This window comes from Zobellia russellii (assembly GCF_044597075.1).
Classification (GTDB): Bacteria; Bacteroidota; Bacteroidia; order Flavobacteriales; family Flavobacteriaceae; genus Zobellia; species Zobellia russellii.
In genome coordinates this window covers 1,365,989-1,383,312 of the sequence record NZ_CP139000.1, presented here as the reverse complement: position 1 = coordinate 1,383,312, position 17,324 = coordinate 1,365,989, and the positions used below count along the sequence as shown (strand labels likewise).

The 17,324-nt window shown below is 37.4% G+C and carries 13 protein-coding genes; 9 read left to right on the top strand and 4 right to left on the bottom strand.

The window, feature by feature from the left end; genetic code table 11:
- Nucleotides 1-84: 84 nt before the first annotated feature.
- From SJY45_RS05775 to SJY45_RS05735, 9 genes are all read left to right on the top strand, one after another.
- Nucleotides 85-1,440, top strand: coding sequence for an N-acetylmuramoyl-L-alanine amidase (locus tag SJY45_RS05775; protein WP_400073615.1), 1,356 nt, complete (start codon nt 85-87; stop codon nt 1,438-1,440).
- Nucleotides 1,441-1,540: 100 nt separating this feature from the next.
- Complete coding sequence (locus SJY45_RS05770) at nt 1,541-2,512, top strand: MlaD family protein (protein WP_400073614.1); 972 nt, start codon at nt 1,541-1,543, stop codon at nt 2,510-2,512.
- Nucleotides 2,513-3,841, top strand: a complete 1,329-nt coding sequence (locus tag SJY45_RS05765; RefSeq protein ID WP_400073613.1) for a 4Fe-4S dicluster domain-containing protein — start codon at nt 2,513-2,515, stop codon at nt 3,839-3,841.
- Between the two features lie 52 nt (nt 3,842-3,893).
- The gene (locus SJY45_RS05760) at nt 3,894-4,685 is read left to right on the top strand and encodes a (Fe-S)-binding protein (RefSeq protein ID WP_215439949.1); all 792 of its coding nucleotides are present in this window, start codon (nt 3,894-3,896) and stop codon (nt 4,683-4,685) included.
- A gap of 36 nt (nt 4,686-4,721) precedes the next feature.
- On the top strand, nt 4,722-5,204 hold the full coding sequence (locus SJY45_RS05755) for an ABC transporter ATPase (RefSeq protein WP_215914272.1): 483 nt from the start codon (nt 4,722-4,724) through the stop codon (nt 5,202-5,204).
- A 104-nt stretch (nt 5,205-5,308) separates the two neighbouring features.
- Nucleotides 5,309-8,221 (top strand): glycoside hydrolase family 3 N-terminal domain-containing protein, encoded by a 2,913-nt coding sequence (locus SJY45_RS05750; RefSeq protein WP_400073612.1) that lies wholly within the window; start codon nt 5,309-5,311, stop codon nt 8,219-8,221.
- A 145-nt stretch (nt 8,222-8,366) separates the two neighbouring features.
- Nucleotides 8,367-9,512, top strand: coding sequence for an N-acetyl-alpha-D-glucosaminyl L-malate synthase BshA (bshA, locus tag SJY45_RS05745; RefSeq protein ID WP_400073611.1), 1,146 nt, complete (start codon nt 8,367-8,369; stop codon nt 9,510-9,512).
- Nucleotides 9,513-9,561: 49 nt separating this feature from the next.
- A complete protein-coding gene (locus tag SJY45_RS05740; protein ID WP_289062451.1) occupies nt 9,562-9,969 on the top strand; it encodes a hypothetical protein in 408 nt (135 codons plus the stop codon).
- Nucleotides 9,970-10,097: 128 nt separating this feature from the next.
- Nucleotides 10,098-11,279 carry an OmpA family protein gene (locus SJY45_RS05735; protein ID WP_400073610.1) on the top strand — a complete coding sequence of 394 codons (1,182 nt, stop codon included), beginning with the start codon at nt 10,098-10,100 and terminating at the stop codon, nt 11,277-11,279.
- Between the two features lie 3 nt (nt 11,280-11,282).
- Here the strand turns inward: SJY45_RS05735 and SJY45_RS05730 are convergent, their stop codons facing one another.
- From SJY45_RS05730 to SJY45_RS05715, 4 genes are all read right to left on the bottom strand, one after another.
- Nucleotides 11,283-13,334 (bottom strand): HAD family hydrolase, encoded by a 2,052-nt coding sequence (locus SJY45_RS05730; RefSeq protein ID WP_400073609.1) that lies wholly within the window; start codon nt 13,332-13,334, stop codon nt 11,283-11,285.
- 310 nt (nt 13,335-13,644) lie between these two features.
- Entirely contained in the window at nt 13,645-14,826 is a 1,182-nt protein-coding gene (locus SJY45_RS05725) for a GNAT family N-acetyltransferase (RefSeq protein ID WP_400073608.1), read from the bottom strand.
- A 19-nt stretch (nt 14,827-14,845) separates the two neighbouring features.
- Nucleotides 14,846-15,838 (bottom strand): hypothetical protein, encoded by a 993-nt coding sequence (locus tag SJY45_RS05720; RefSeq protein ID WP_400073607.1) that lies wholly within the window; start codon nt 15,836-15,838, stop codon nt 14,846-14,848.
- Between the two features lie 5 nt (nt 15,839-15,843).
- A complete protein-coding gene (locus tag SJY45_RS05715) occupies nt 15,844-17,274 on the bottom strand; it encodes an MBOAT family O-acyltransferase (RefSeq protein WP_353889249.1) in 1,431 nt (476 codons plus the stop codon).
- Nucleotides 17,275-17,324: the final 50 nt, after the last annotated feature.

The following is a 17,324-nucleotide window of genomic DNA, read 5'->3' as shown; positions in this document are numbered from 1 at the left end:
TAACCGTTTGGCTTTATTTTCGGAGTCCAAACTTACATATATTTTTCGTTCCCCATACAGGGTGTTACCATAAATTTAACCATAATGAAGGCTTATAAACATAGTGAGAACATGCGCGTACGACGGTTTCTTTTATTTCCTATAGTTTTTTTAACACTATTATTATCTTCTTTTCACAAAAATAATGCCCAAGATAATGATAATGATAAGTTCGTTGTGGTGCTGGATGCAGGTCATGGTGGTCATGATCCCGGCAACCTTGGAAACGGCTATTTGGAGAAGAAAATAGCACTGAATATTGTATTGAAAGCGGGTAAGGAATTGGAGAAGAATCCGGATATAAAGGTGATCTACACGCGAGATGACGATACATTTGTAGACCTTTATGAACGAGGGCAAATAGCCAACAAAGCAAATGCCGACCTTTTTGTTTCCGTACATTGTGATTCTCATACATCCAATGCACACGGTGCCGGCACCTTTGTTTTGGGGTTGCATGCCAATAAACAGAATTTTGAGATTGCAAAGAAAGAGAATTCCGTTATCTATCTAGAGGACAATTATAAAGCTAAGTATGCGGATTATGATATAAATTCTCCGGAATCTGTTATAGGTCTTACCATTATGCAGGAAGAGTTTTTGGATCAGAGCATTGCTTTGGCAAAAGCTATCCAAGATAATTTTTCCAATAAATTAAAACGTACCGATAGAAAGGTAAAACAAGCCGGGTTTATTGTTTTACACCAGACCGTAATGCCAAGTGTATTGGTAGAAACTGGTTTTTTGACCAATAAAGAAGAAGGTGCGTACCTCAATTCCAGTAGAGGTCAGAATGAAATGGCCACTTCAATTGCAGACGCTATTCTTACCTACAAAAAGAATGCGATGGCCAATATAGCGGATTTCACACCCAATACCATTCCAGATGTGCCAGAACCGGAAGCTGTTAAGGCACCGGCAAAAGAAGAGAAAGCTAAAAAGGAAAGTCCGGCTAAGAAAAAAGTGGCAACAAAGAAAATAGAAGATAAGCCGTCTGTGGCCAAGACTACCGAGGTTGCAGTAGAAGAAAAAACAAAGAATGCGGTTCAGATTATAGATGAGGCCAAAGAAAGTGGTGAAAAAGCGGTTTCGGTTAAAGAGGAGCCTAAAGAACAGAAGGCACCGGATACACCATCCAAAACTAAATCTAATGTTATCTATAAGGTTCAAATTATGGCTAGCGCCAAAAATATTCCGTTACGACCCTCCTCTTTTAATGGGTTGAACCGGGTTGAAAAGGAGCCTTATAAAAACCTGTTTAGATATGTTTATGGTAAAACAAGTTCGCTAGAGGAAGCAAAAATGTTGAAGTCCAATGCCGATTTAAAAGGGTATAAAACATCATATATTGTGGCCTATAGAGATGGTAAGCGTATACCTTTTAAAGATAGCCTCAAGTAGGTTTCACAGCAATAAATAAGTACCTTCCATATTTTATTTCTAATTTTGTTAGAGACCTTCAACTTTATGAAAGTCTCTCATTAACCCAAAATCGATCCTTTTGAAACTATCCAGGGAAATCAAAACAGGAATTATCGTTATAGGCGGTATACTGTTGTTCATCTTAGGTTTTAGCTACTTAAAATCGTCGCCATTGTTTGAAGATGGTAAAACTTTAAATGCTGTTTATAAGGAAGTTGGAGGCCTACAAGTAGGGACTCCGGTAACCATAAATGGTTTTGTGGTGGGAAACGTTACCGGTGTGAAATTTAAAGATGAAAGCGGAGATTTATCGGTGGAACTTTTTATTAAGAGCGATTTCGATTTTTCTAAAAATAGTACCGCAGAACTCTATGACACAGGTATTATAGGAGGTAAGGGTATTCAGATAAAACCTGTTTTTGATGGTGCTCCCATGGCAAAAACGGGAGATACTTTACCAAGTAGAATTCAATTGGGGCTTACACAATTGGTCCAAAAACAACTTACTCCTCTGCAACAAAAAGTAGAAGGCGCGGTTACGAATGCAGATAGTTTGCTTATGAACGTAAACGAAGTTCTGGATGATAAGGCCAAAAGAGATTTAAGGGAAACTTTAAGCGGATTGAACAGTACCGTAGCTAGTTTTCAAAAAAGTGCCGAAGTGCTTAACAGAATTTTGAGCAGTAATGAGAGTAGATTGAATGAGTCTTTGGATAATTTTGAAACATTGACATCCAATTTTGCTAAACTGTCCGATTCATTGAATAACGCAGGCTTAGGACGTACATTGGCAAATCTTGAGTCTACTATGGGCAATTTAAATAAACTGATGGCCAATATAGAAAAGGGAGACGGTACATTAGGTAAGCTCATGAAGGACGAAGAATTGTACAATAATTTTAACAATGCATCTAGAGAATTAGATTTGTTGTTACAGGATTTTCGTTTAAACCCGAAACGATATGTAAATGTTTCTGTTTTTGGTAAAAAGCAAAAGGAATATGAACTTCCTGAAGAAGACCCGGCCAACCCTCAACAAACTGAACAATAAATGGAATACTTACCCAATATTTTATTTTTAATCGTACTCGTAGCCGGTATTGGCTTCTTTGCGAGGAATGTAAAACGTCTGTCCAGAAATATTAAGCTGGGTAAAGATGTTGATGTGTCCGATAATACAGGGCAGAGATGGAAAAATATGGCCATGATAGCCTTGGGGCAGACCAAAATGGTCGTTCGTCCTATTGCGGGTTTCCTTCATATTATCGTCTATGTGGGTTTCATTATCATAAATATTGAAGTCGTAGAAATTATTTTGGACGGTCTTTTAGGAACACATCGTCTTTTTGCCCCATTCGGTACAGTTTACGATATTTTAATAGGTTCGTTTGAAATATTGGCTTTTTTGGTTATTGTGGCTGTAACCGTTTTCTGGATTCGTAGAAATATTGTCCGGATTAAAAGATTCTTAAAACCGGAAATGACCGGTTGGCCTAAAAAAGATGGTAACCTTATTCTTTATATAGAATTTGTGTTAATGGTGCTTTTTTTGACCATGAACGGTGCTGATTACCAGTTGCAACAGATGGGTGCTGCACACTATACGGAAGCCGGCATGTTTCCTGTAAGTCAGTTTATAGCACCACTTTTTGAAGGAATGTCAATGAGTTCTTTAATTATTTTGGAAAGAACTGCTTGGTGGTTGCATATTATTGGAATTCTATGCTTTTTAAATTATTTGTATTACTCCAAACATTTGCATATTCTCTTGGCTTTTCCAAATACCTACTATGGTAAGTTGGCTCCTAAAGGGGAATTTAAAAATTTAGATGCGGTAACGGCAGAAGTCAAATTAATGATGGACCCGTCTGCCGATCCTTTTGCTGCTCCGGCAGAAGAAGAGTCTGCCGAACCGGCTAAATTTGGGGCTTCGGATGTTATGGATCTGAGTTGGGTGCAACTGTTAAACTCTTACACGTGTACCGAGTGTGGCCGTTGTACTGATGAATGTCCTGCAAACCAGACAGGAAAAAAGCTATCTCCTAGAAAGATAATGATGGACACCAGGGACAGGTTGGAAGAGGTAGGCAAAAATATAGATGCCAATAAAGGCCAATTTGTTGATGACGGAAAGCAACTTTTGGATGGTTATATTACCCGAGAAGAACTTTGGGCGTGTACTACTTGTAATGCATGTGTACAAGCTTGCCCGGTAAGCATTGATCCGCTTTCTATAATTATGGATATGCGTCAATACTTGGTAATGGAGGAATCTGCCGCTCCTACGGACCTCAATAATATGATGGGTAACGTAGAGAACAATGGCGCTCCTTGGCCTTTTAACCAAATGGACCGATTAAATTGGGCTAAAGAAGAATAGGTATAGTCTTTTAAGGACACTAGAATAATTTATAGAACTTGAATTTTATAGAATGGCGAACGAATTAAAAGTTCCAACAATGGCAGAGCTTTTTGCTGCAGGTCAAAAACCCGAAGTTTTGTTTTGGGTTGGCTGCGCAGGTAGTTTTGACGATAGGGCAAAAAAGATAACCAAAGCATTTGTTCAATTGTTGAATAAGGCAAATGTTTCTTTTGCCGTTTTGGGAACCGAAGAAAGCTGTACCGGAGACCCGGCAAAAAGAGCGGGGAACGAGTTTTTGTTCCAAATGCAGGCAGTCACCAATATAGAGGTGATGAATGCCTATGGGATTAACAAAATAGTTACGGCCTGTCCGCATTGCTTTAACACCATTAAAAATGAATACCCCGGTTTGGGCGGTCATTACGAGGTGGTTCATCATACGCAATTCTTGAAAAAGCTTTTTGAAGATGGAAGAATTACTTTGGAAGGCGGAAAATTTAAAGGTAAGCGTATAACCTATCATGATCCGTGCTATTTAGGTAGGGCCAACAATGTTTATGAAGCTCCCCGGGATTTGATCCGTAAATTGGATGCAGAGCTTATAGAAATGAAAAGCTGTAAGGAAAAAGGACTATGTTGTGGTGCCGGTGGTGCCCAAATGTTCAAGGAGCCGGAAAAAGGCAATAAGGACGTTAATATAGAGCGAACCGAACAGGCATTGGAAACACAGCCGGAAATTATTGCCGCTGGGTGCCCGTTTTGCAATACTATGATGACGGATGGTGTAAAGAATAAAGAGAAAGAAGGAGCCATTGCAGTAATGGATATAGCAGAGCTTATGGCTTCTGCCGAAGACTTATAAATGCCCCAATAAGAACCCCAAATTTAGAACACTAAAATGCTAGTAGAATTTAATACATTACCCAGTGCTTCACGCATTTGGATTTATCAAGGTAGCCGCAGCTTTACCGAAACAGAATTAGAAGAAATTCAGAAAGAGTTGGATGCTTTCATTACCGAGTGGACGGCTCATGGCAGTCAATTAAAGGCCGGATACGAAATTAAATATAGGAGATTTATAGTATTGGCTTTGGATCAGAGTGCTACAGCGGCATCAGGTTGTTCTATTGATGCATCTGTACATTTTATTCAACATTTAGAAAAAAAATACAATGTTGAGCTGTTGGATAAGATGAATGTCTCCTATAAGCAAGGAGAGCATATTGCCTACAAGCCTCTTGTGGATTTTAAAAAGATGGCAAAGCAAAAAGCGGTCTCAAAAAACACCATTGTTTTCAATAATCTGGTTACCAACAAAGAGGAATATCAGGAACATTGGGAGGTGCCGGCATCGGAAAGTTGGCATTCCCGTTTTATGTAGTAATACTATTTTTTTATTTTCTGAGGTATTGATTTCATTATATATATCGGATGAAATGCAATATTCTTTTTAGTTTTTAGTTATTGCCATAGATCTATTTTATAATGCGGTTTTTCCCTGTTTTTTCCTTTCTTTTTTTTGTATTTCTGAGTGTCAGTGCCCAGCAACATCCTTTGGTAACCAAAGATAGTTTGGCGCAAAGCAATTGGGTAGATGCGCGCTACAATGAAATGACCTTGGATCAAAAGCTGGGGCAACTTTTTATGGTTATGGTAGCTTCGGACCAAGCAAAAGCTGGTACGGACAAGATAAAAAGCCTCATTAAGGAACAGCAAATAGGAGGGGTTATATTTTCCACCGGAGGTCCAATTAGACAGGCAAAACTTACCAATGAATTTCAATCTGTAGCAAAGGTACCCCTTATGGTTGGTATGGATGCGGAATGGGGTTTGGCCATGCGGTTGGATTCTACCTACGCTTTTCCTTGGAACATGACCTTAGGGGCTATTACGGATAACACCATTGTTTATAAGGTAGGTGAGCGAATAGGGCAACATGCCAAGCGCTTAGGTGTCCATATTAATTTTGCTCCTGATGTAGATATCAACACAAACCCACAAAACCCAATAATAGGTAACCGTTCTTTTGGTGAAGATCGAGAAAATGTAGCCGAAAAAGGTATTGCCTTTATGAAAGGTATGGAAAGTGCAGGGGTACTTTCTAGTGGAAAGCACTTTCCGGGGCACGGAGATACGGCCACGGATTCACATAAAGCTCTTCCTATCATCAATTTTACAAGAGAACGTTTGGATAGTGTAGAATTATATCCGTTTAGAAGGTTGATAGATGAGGGCCTAAGTAGTGTAATGGTAGCACATTTAGAAGTTCCGGCCTTGGAATTGAAAAAAGAGCTTCCTTCTTCGCTGTCGGAACAAATTATTTCAGGTTTGCTCAAAGAAGAAATGTGCTTTGAGGGTCTGGTTTTTACCGATGCCCTTAACATGAAAGGCGTAACCAACCACGGTAAGGACGGTGATGCTGAAGTAGCGGCGTTCATGGCCGGGAATGACATTCTTTTAATGCCTACAGAGGTGGCAAAAGCCAAAGAAAAACTAACAAAAGCATATAATAAAGGGAAAATTTCCGAAGAAAGATTGGCTAGTTCGGTAAAGAAAATTCTAATGGCCAAATACAAAGTGGGACTCAACAACTACAAACCCATTCAATTAGAGAATTTATATGAGGATTTAAATTCTAGAACGGATGATTTGGTCTATGAAGAGGCTATTGAAAAGGCACTTACTGTTGTAAAGAACAACTTTTACCTAATGGGCATAAAGCAACTGGAGAATAAAAAGATTGCTTATGTAAAGTTTGGCGATGCGGATAGCGATCCATTTGTTGAAGAACTGAACAAGTATGCTAAGGTTACTCAGGTAAATGCAAGCGATATTGGTACGCTAAAAAACAAACTTAAAGATTATAACTTGGTGATTATTGGTCATCATAAGAGCAATGAAAGTCCTTGGAAAGCCTATAAATTTTCAAAAAAAGAACTGCAATGGTTGAAGGAGATAGCCGAGGAAAGGACTTCCAACCTCATTCTATCTGTATTTGCTAAGCCCTATGCGCTCTTAGATGTACCTTCTTTCAAAAGTATAGACGCGGTGTTGGTAGCATATCAAAATAGTGAATTGGCACAGCGTAAGGCCGCCCAAGCGATTTTTGGCGCTATTCCTACGGATGGAAAGCTTCCTGTTACAGCAAACCAAGATTTTCCTGTTAATACTCAGGTGAAGTTAAAGTCTCTGTTACGGTTAGGATACAGTTACCCGGAAAGAGTAGGTTTTGATGCCGCTAAACTGGCCCAAGTAGATACCTTGGTAGGCCATGGAATTGATTCGTTAATGTTTCCCGGGGCTCAGGTCTTGATTGCCCGCAAAGGGAAGGTTGTTTACAATAAAGGTTTTGGAAAGCCTACCTATGATTCCAAGGATAGTATTACCACTCAGAGTATTTATGACTTGGCATCCATCACTAAAATTTTAGGAACACTTCCTATGATTATGAAAATGGAAGAAGAGGGAGATATTAAACTTAATAGTACATTTCAAGATTTAATCCCGGAGTACGCAGATACGGAATTAAAAAATGTTACCGTATTAAAAGCTTTGTCCCATTACGGGCGCCTTCCGGCATGGATTGCCTTCTATGTAGATACGCTTGATAAAAACCGAAAGCCATCAAAGGAGTTCTACAGAACGGAACCAACAGATGGTTTTTCGTATAAGGTAACGGACAAGTTGTATTTGACCGATGCTTATAACGATTCAATTTATAATAGGATCGGGCGTCAAGATTTAAAATCCAACCGGTACCGATATAGTGATGTAGGGTATTACGTCATGAAAAAATATGTGGAAAAAGTAGGCGGGAAACGGTTAGATGAGCAAGTAGATAAGTTTCTGTATCAACCGATAGGTGCAACAAGTACGGCATATAATCCACTTGAGAAATTTCCAAAAAATAGGATTGTGCCATCTGAAGAAGATAAATATTACCGCTATGAAACCGTTCAGGGCTATGTTCATGATATGGGCGCTGCCATGCAAGGTGGTGTAGGAGGCCATGCAGGCCTTTTTAGCAATGCAGAAGATGTGGCTAAGATTATGCAAATGTACTTGCAGAACGGTATGTATGGGGGAACTAGGTTCTTGGACGCCCGTACCGTGAAAAAATTCAATACCTGTTATTTCTGTGATGAAAATGTGAGACGTGGCGTAGGTTTTGATAAACCCCAACTAAAAGATAGCGGACCTACTTGTGGATGCGTTTCAAGGAAAAGTTTTGGACATAGCGGTTTTACGGGTACGTATACTTGGGCTGATCCTGAGGAAGAGATTGTTTATGTGTTCTTATCCAATAGAACATACCCGTCTTCATCCAATACACTTTTGATAAAATCAGGGTTAAGAACCCGGATTCAGCAGGTTATCTATGATGCCATTCTAAATTAAATCAATCTTTTTTCATGTAGTACTTCACTGTTAATCAATTTCTCAATTGATAAACAGCGCGCGTTTCGTGTGCAATCTAGAGACAGGTTTGAAATTTAGAACAACTTATACCGACATACTTTACAGATTTAGCTAAATTTGACTAATGAAAATAGCAATAGTTTGTTACCCTACTTTTGGGGGCAGCGGTGTAGTAGCCACAGAACTGGGTATAGCTTTGGCCAATAGAGGTCATGAAGTTCATTTTGTAACCTATAAGCAACCGGTTCGTTTGGGGCTTTTGGGCAACAAGATTTATTTTCATGAGGTTCATGTGCCCGAATATCCTCTATTTAAATATCAGCCTTATGAACTGGCCTTATCAAGTAAATTGGTAGATACTATAAAGCTTCATAAGATAGACCTTCTTCACGTGCACTATGCAATACCACATGCGTATGCGGGTTACATGGCAAAAAAGATGTTGGAGGAAGAAGGCATATACGTACCTATGATTACAACACTGCATGGTACGGATATTACTTTGGTTGGAAAGCATCCGTTCTATAAACCTGCGGTTACCTTTAGCATCAATCAATCGGATGTGGTTACTTCGGTTTCAGAAAACCTGAAACAAAACACCATGGAAATTTTTGATATAAAAAAGGAAATAGAGGTTGTACCCAACTTTATTGATAAATCAAATTACAGCACATCTTTTACGGACTGTCAGCGTTCTTTGATGGCAGAGGATGATGAGCGGATTATCACCCACATCAGTAACTTTAGAAAGGTAAAACGTATTCCTGATGTAATTGAGATTTTTGACCGGGTACAGAAAGAAATTCCGGCCAAATTGGTAATGGTAGGAGAAGGTCCTGAAAAAGCAAATGCCGAAAGGTTATGTGAAGAAAAAGGAATTTCGGATAGGGTGATATTTTTAGGAAATAGTAATGAGATAGACCGGATACTGTGTTTTTCCGATTTATTTTTATTGCCATCCGAGTCGGAGAGTTTTGGATTGGCCGCTCTGGAAGCCATGATAAATAAAGTACCTGTTATTTCCAGTAATGCAGGAGGTATACCAGAGGTTAATGAACATGGAATTACCGGTTTCTTAAGTGATGTTGGCGATGTTGTGGATATGGCTAAGAATGCCGTAAGTATTTTAAAGGACGATGCAACTTTGGAAACGTTCAAGAAAAATGCCGTTATTTCTGCTGAGCGTTTTGATATAATGAAGGTTTTACCTTTGTACGAAGCCCTTTATGAAAAAGCATATAAGGCAAGATTTGATAAATCGTATAGTTAGTATGAAATCCGTTCTCTTAATTTTTTTAGTCTTGTTTTCAACCTGTAAAGTGCAGGAGAAGAGGGCAGAGAATGATGGAGAATTACAAACCCTAACCCAAGCCCGATTGCAACTTATAGAAAGTGATAATTATAGCGGTTCGGACCAAGAAGAATTCTTGGTAGTTACGGATATGAAAACGTTGCAGAAGTTTTATTCAACGGTTAACAGAACAAGGAAACCAGGGTTACCGGTCCCTCAAGTAGATTTTTCAAAGGAAGTTTTGGTTATTTATTGTGCTGGAAAGAGGGAAAACTCCTTTCAACCTAGGTTGTTCGTTGAAAATGAGACCGAAGACCAGCTTGTTTTAAAAGTTGAAAATATTACCGGTAACGTTGATACATCAACTTCTATAATTACACCGTTCTCCGTATACAAATTACCACTTACACAGAAAAATATCCTCTTACAACAGTAGCGTTAAGGGCTGTTAAGAATATTATAATTCCAGCAGACCATCGAATTTTGTTACCGTTCAAAGTGTATTGTAGTCTTATTGGTTTGATAGTCATTACTTTGTAGTTAGAACACCCAAATCTAATTGCTATGAAAACCTATACGTATTATATAGTGGCTATGCTATGCGCTTCGGTCAATTTGCTACAGGCACAAGAAGAACTTCAACTCACTAAAAAAGATAGTATTGTAAAAAGCTCATGGATGTTTGGCATTGGCTACAACATTGTGGATGATTCTGGTGATGTTTTTGACGAGCTCTTTTCATTTGGCGAGCAGTGGAACGTACTTTCTTATCCATCTAGGGTAAGCATAGGCAGATATTTTAAAAGTGGAATAGGAGTAGAGGCTATTGGTAGTTATAATAAATATAAGATAGGTAAGTTTATTGATGGAGAAACCAACCTTGAAGAATCTCACTACTATGGGCTGGATGCAAGATTAACTTATGATCTTAATAAAATTATAGGACAAACGGGCTGGTTTGACCCCTACTTGGGTGTTGGTGCCGGTTATACAGATGCAAACAATGAGCCAAGGGCAACTTATAATGCAGTTGTAGGCTTTAGAACTTGGTTTTCTGATAGAATTGGACTGGATTTTAGTTCATCAGGAAAATGGTCGGCCAATAATGATCAGGCCACCAATCATTTGCAACATGCCGCGGGAGTAGTGTATCAATTTGGAATAGAAAAGGGGTTATCCAAAAAAGGAGAAGAGAAATTGGCCCTAATGGAAGAGTTGGCCCAAAAGCTTCAAAAAGAAAAAGATTCTCTTGCTGCCGTTGAGCAACGGGAAAGAGAACAGGCTGCTATAGCCGCTCGCTTGGCGAAAGAAAAGGAAGAAGCACGTTTGGCTGCTGCAGAAAAGGCTAGATTAGAGGCTGAGAACCAACGTAAAGCAAAGATAAAAGCAGAAATTGATGATTTAGGTTTTGCTTACTTTGACCTGAATTCATCCTACTTAAATGCAAAATCGAAAAAAGTATTGGATGGGTTAGCGGCTCTTCTGGAAAAACATCCGGAATTGGAATTGAAAATTACTTCCCATACGGATTCTAGAGGTGCATCAAAATATAATGACTGGTTATCCCAAAGAAGGGTAGATAGAACCAAAGCCTACCTTTTGAAGAAGGGCGTTGAAGCTAGTAGACTTTCTGCCGAAGCTTATGGTGAAAGCAATTTGTTGAATGAATGTGATGATACTACGCATTGTAGTGAAGAAAAGCATCAAATAAACAGACGATCAGAATTTATAATTTCTAAATTTTAGTTACTAAGAGATTAAACCTTTCTTAAGCCATTTTCTCTTGGCCCAAAAGTTGAACTTAATATAATAGTAAGATAAATTTACCGGCCAAGAAAGCCAATAGAAGCCTTTGTAGTACAAGAAGGGTTTTATCTTTACCAAGTATCTAAAAACCTTTTCAGGCGATTTTATAAAGGTTTTGATAAGACCTATTTTTGAAATAGTTATTTGGTTGGGGTCGTATTCTAGACCAACTTTGTTTTCGCCTACGTTTTGGTAGAACCCCTTTGTAATTTGGTTAATAAACTTAAGCTTCTTTCTATTGGTGAATATACCAGTTCGTAAAGCCATATCTGTTATATACTCCTGGGTTACTTGCTCTGAGTAATCTATAGGACGAAGTTCTGTAAACAGATTTTTAAATTCTGTGTACATGTAATCTTGAATAGGAGAAATAAATTTATCGAAAACCATTTTCTCATTAGGTTCATGGTATTCAACGGTTGGAGACTCTCCTTCTTCTGCAAACTTATAGGCCAATGTACTGCCATGGGGTGCAGCTAATAATTGTTCGTAAAGTTGTCCGTTTGCCATTAGGATATCATCATAGAAATCTTGGCTAGGATATATGGAGAAATTCAAACCAAATCTTTTGGTGTCCTTTTCTATATTATATATTTCTTTTAAACCTAAGTAGTACCCGGTTACCGGTGTTTTTTTATTTAGGAACTTGTAAATGCTCTCTTGCATGGTTCCTCCCCAACCAACATCAACTAGGGCAAGGCCATGTTTTTCATAATTGGCTCCAAAAGATTTTAGATACGTTAAAAATGCAGTTTTCTGTAAATTTCTATTTTTCTCGTAGGCAATTTGAAAAGCTTCGTTTTCTCTAAGAAGTGCCATAGTGGGCGATTTAAAGAAGTCCGTTATGGTCTCGTCCTTAGAGGCGGGTATGTCTTTGGTAATGTTGTTCTTGGTAGTGTCCGAAAAAGGAAACCAATCAAGAAAATGCTGTAAGGACATATCTCCAAACTTCCTTAATAACTCTTCAAAATCTTCGTTTTCCAAAGGTCGCAAGGCCAGTTGGGTGGCAGATTGTCTTGAAGCCTTTAGATAATGTGTGTTTATCTTTTCTTCACATTTAAACAAGTTCATTTCTTGATAACAATCAAACAATTGTTTTAGAAAATGACCTTCTCTGGCGAGGAAAAATAGGTCTTTGGTCCCATTTCTTCTGGCATTGATATAGAGTCTTTCCGTAAAGAAATAGAAATGGATTATATATTCACTAAACTTATGTTCATTATTTAAACATCTTGATTTAATAAGGTTACAGGCCTTTCTAAAATCATTTTTATCAGATCCTAAAAGATTACGCTTATTCCTGAATTTATGCGAAAAATGTTTTAAATGTAAGGAGTCAATAGCATATTTGGAGGCGTTTATATCGTCACTTTTTTTATTGTCTCCAATCATCAATACAGATTTTGCTTCTGTATTGGTCTTATCAAGTACATATGGGTATAGTCCACCTTTTTCTTTACTAAGTCCTACGGTACTTGATATAAATACAGCATCAAAGAGGTCTGCAATTTTATGATGCTCTAGTATTCTTAAAATTACCCTTTTGGAAAGGTAAAAGTCTGATAGTAAATATATTTTATATCCTTTCTGTTTATAATGCGAAAGAATTTCAATAAGCTCGTCATTTTTAAACTGAACGGATATTTCCGCAATATAATCTGCGTTTTCAAATAGGTTTTTGAATCTAGCGAATGGAACATCATGTAGATTCTCTGAATTGATAAGTCTTCTGTAGACTTCCTCAATAACCTCTTTGTATTTTATCTCCAGTGTAGACCGGTGTTGCTTTTTTCCAAGGTACAATAATGATTCGTTACGTATTGTAAAGAGTTTTTCGGAAGAAAGTTTCATACCAAGCTCCCGGACCATAAACTTGCCCCACAGGCGTATAGCGTAGTTGGGGTGTACAGTACGATGAACTAGTGTATCAAAGAAGTCTGTGAAAAGAACTTCCCGATTTGGAAACCGCGAAATTCTATGCTTCAGGTCTATCAAGGGGAATCAGTTAAAAAAATTTTAATTAACTTCTAATTGATAGATTTAACGTATAAATAGAAGAAAAATTATAGGGGACCTATGATAAATAGAAAGAATAATATCTTCTTTCAATTCTGCGAACCAAACTTTTAGGGTCGACTTTTGGGAACTTTTATTTAATTCAGCCACGATGTTCTCGTTTACGGGGTTCAACTGCGAATATATACGACGAAGTGTAGTGTCTGGATGTTTTTTAAGAAAATATTAAGAAAATATTCGATGAACAGCAGAACCGGTTTTAAAAAGCCGGTTTTTTTTCTAATTTGTTTTAAAAAGATGATGAAAATGCAGTATTGGAGAGCACCGTTTTGCTGTTTTTTCCTATAACCAAGTAAGAATCAGATTGGTCTAAAATTGAGTAAACGTTAATTTCCGACTCTTTTTCGTCGCTCTCATAAAGAAAATCGTAAATATTCCTTCTTAAAAAATCGAATTCGCTGCTCTTAAAATTTATGGATTCAATATTCTTGATTTCCGTATGAAAAGGTATATTGGTGTGTTTAATTTTAGGCAACTCACTATTTAATTCCTGAGAGTTTTTTCTTTTGGATTGGTAATCGTGGTATTTTTCGATCAATCCTTTTTCGCGTACATATTGCTTCAGGGCTTTCAATAAATAGTATGATGAAGCTTTTAATCTTCCTATCAATGATTTTTTTAAAAAGAAAATTTCATAGTGGTAATCGTAAACAGTATTGCACCAACGTCTTTTCCAATAAAAATCGCCTTTAGAAAAAGTTATAAGTTTTATTTTGTTAGAGATACACCATTCTATTTGTTTCATTAAGTCCGTATATCCTGTATTGAATTTTGAATAATCAATGTCATAGGTTCTTATATATTGAAAGATTACGTCTTTCATGTGAAAGTTAAGACAAATATCAATTGGCATTTTACCGTTATAGATAACATAGAACGAAGCCTTTTTGTCTAAGATCATTTGGTAAACATGTGCTCTATAAAAGTCTTGCGTAGCTAGGTTAATATTGTCTTTGATTCCTTTTTCTAATGAACGTAGCTCCAATAGGCGGTAAAACTCGTCCATTAAAAAATCGTATTCCGGTTTTTCAATAGCACCAAAATACATCTGATACCTAATGTCAAAACACTGTTCCAGTTTCTTTTGTTCCCGACGTAGTTTATAACGACTGGTTTTTCCGAACCTCTCATTAAGGTAGTCCGGGAGCGATTTTACGTTTTCAAAATTGATAAGAAAACCGGGATACTGCTTTATACTTAAACACCCTATTTCTTTAGGAAGTACATCTTTTTTTACCGTAAAATAACTAGGAATATCCTCCACAACAAAAGATGAAGCTGGTAGTTGAAATTTTTCTTCTTTAGAATTGGTAAAGATTAGTTCTTGTGTATAGCAGTTCAGTAAGCTTTTGTAATAAGAGGGCAAGGACTCTTTTGTGTATGCGCTAAAGAAAAAGTTTAATGAATTCATGTGTATGATTAGCAGGTGCTTACTCTGCCGTATTTGGTAAAGGCTTGGATGATTTAGCTTTCTTTAGATAGTTAACTAACTCTTTTACAATTAAGGCTCTCCCATGTGAGTTCCAGTGATGGTCATAGATAAGAGTAGTGGGTTTCTTTGAGTTTTCAAAACTAATAGAGAAATCAATATAACGTATGTCATTATCACGACAAAATGTTAGAAAACGCTCACTGGTTTTTCTACTGTCCAAAAGTAAGCTGGTTTTACCCTTGTCAAAACCATATAGTTTTATAAGATTTTTGAAATTGGCAATCCGTTCTTGATCTTGTTTTAATTTTGCTTCTTCACTGTCTTTTAACTCGTTGGTTTGATACCCTTTATCGGTTTCATTAAAAGCGACACCGCGTTGTGCTAGTTTTTTTAGCGGCTCTACAATCCCAATTTTGCTTCCGTAGGCCAATAGCTTAATGTTGTCCCTTATTTTAAACAATGTAGAGGACAACATTTTTATTCGGTCTTTGTTTGGCTCATATTCTGCGCGGCCCAAATCGTTATCGTAATTCAAGTATAGAACAATTTGGTCTATAAGTTTAAAATCATCTTGATAGGCATACACAAGATGCATTTGATTGGCAAAATCATAACCCGCATATCCATACTCATAAACTTGTACGCCATTAGTCTGGTTTTCTATTTGTTTACCTATAGAGTTGGTGAAATCTTGATGGAAACCCTCAATAAAGGAGTCTCCAATTAGTGCCATTTCATATGTATCCGTAGATGGGGTAAATTCCCTAAAGGAATTAAAACCGGCTTTATTAATGTGGAATTTCGAGAAATTTTGATTTCTATTTCCAGTAACAGAATAGCCGTCATGGTCAGGTACTCGCTTTTCAACGCCGTATTCATCTATAAAACGAGGAGGGTCTTCAGTATATAAATGGAATACCCTAACAATTACTTCCAATACAAGAAGAATCAATAGAATATATACTATAGTTTTTAGAACAAATTTTTTCATCCCAACTAAAATTGAAAATAGATAAACGAACGGTTTACACCATCATCATAGAATAATAATATACTCAAAACTACCAGGGTATACAATAAGAACCGGACGACAGGCGAACTGAATTTAAATGGAGACCTCTCATCCTTTCTTATCAGATATTCATAAATAGTGAAAAGGGCAATCAATACATAAAAGTCCAGCATTCTATAGCCCATAGGGTGCATATAGGGTTCGTAGCGAAAGTTATTACCTATCTGCTTTATGAAATCAAAAGAGGAGGATAGGGAGGGGGACCGGAAAAATATTCTGGAAAAAGTAACCAGAAAGAAAGTTAAAAGTACTTGGCCTATTTCCGTAATACTAGGTAACCAGGTACGTTCTGCAATAACATTATCTGCGTACACCCGATTTCTTCCCATTAAAAATACGGGAATGTAGAGTAGAGCATGAATACCGCCCCAAAAAACAAATGTCCAATTTGCACCATGCCAAAGGCCACTTACCAAGAAAATTACCGCAATGTTCCGTAATGATTTTAGTTTGCTTACTCGGGAACCTCCCATGGGAATGTACAGGTAATGCCTGAACCATGTGCTTAATGAAATGTGCCATCTTTGCCAGTATTCCGCAATATTCCTAGAGAAGTTTGGAAACTTGAAGTTAGACATTAGTTCTACACCAAAAAGTTTTGCGGTGCCAATGGCAATATCTGTATAACCACTAAAATCACCATATACCTGAAAACTAAAAAGCGATACCCCAAGGATAAGAGTAGAGGCCGGGTAATCTGGGTAATTGGTAAAAATGTCGTCTACTATAGGAGCGAGAGAATCGGCTATGACTAGCTTTTTAAAGAACCCCCATAGAATTAATTTAAGCCCACTAGTAGCTTGTTCGTAGTTAAAAACCCGGCGGGTATTAATTTGGTTCAATAAATTTGACGCCCTTTCAATTGGTCCTGCCACAAGTTGAGGAAAGAAAGCTACAAAGGCGGCAAAAGAAACGAAATTAGTAGTAGGCTTCAGTTTTTTATAGTAAATATCAAACGAGTAGGACATGGTTTGGAAAGTGTAAAAAGATATTCCTACAGGTAGGATAATACGGAGTGTCCAAACACTTTTAATACTATAACCTAGTGCATTTACAGACTCTATAAAGGAGTCAACAAAGAAGTTAAAATACTTAAAAAAGCCTAATAGTCCTAGGTTAAAAGCTACACTTACCCATAACCAATATTTGGCTTTTTGCTTGTTGTCCTGATATTTGAAAATTTGTTGACCAACGAAAAAATCTAGAACGGTGCTAAGAAATATTAAAATGAGAAAACGCCAATCCCACCAGCCATAAAAGACATAACTGGCTACAATTACCAATAAATTTTGAATTTTCAGGCTCTTTTTGAACACGAACCAGTACAGTACAAAGACCACTGGAAGAAAAATCAAAAAATCAAGCGAATTAAACAGCACTGTTATTTAATGTTTATTGAGTTAAT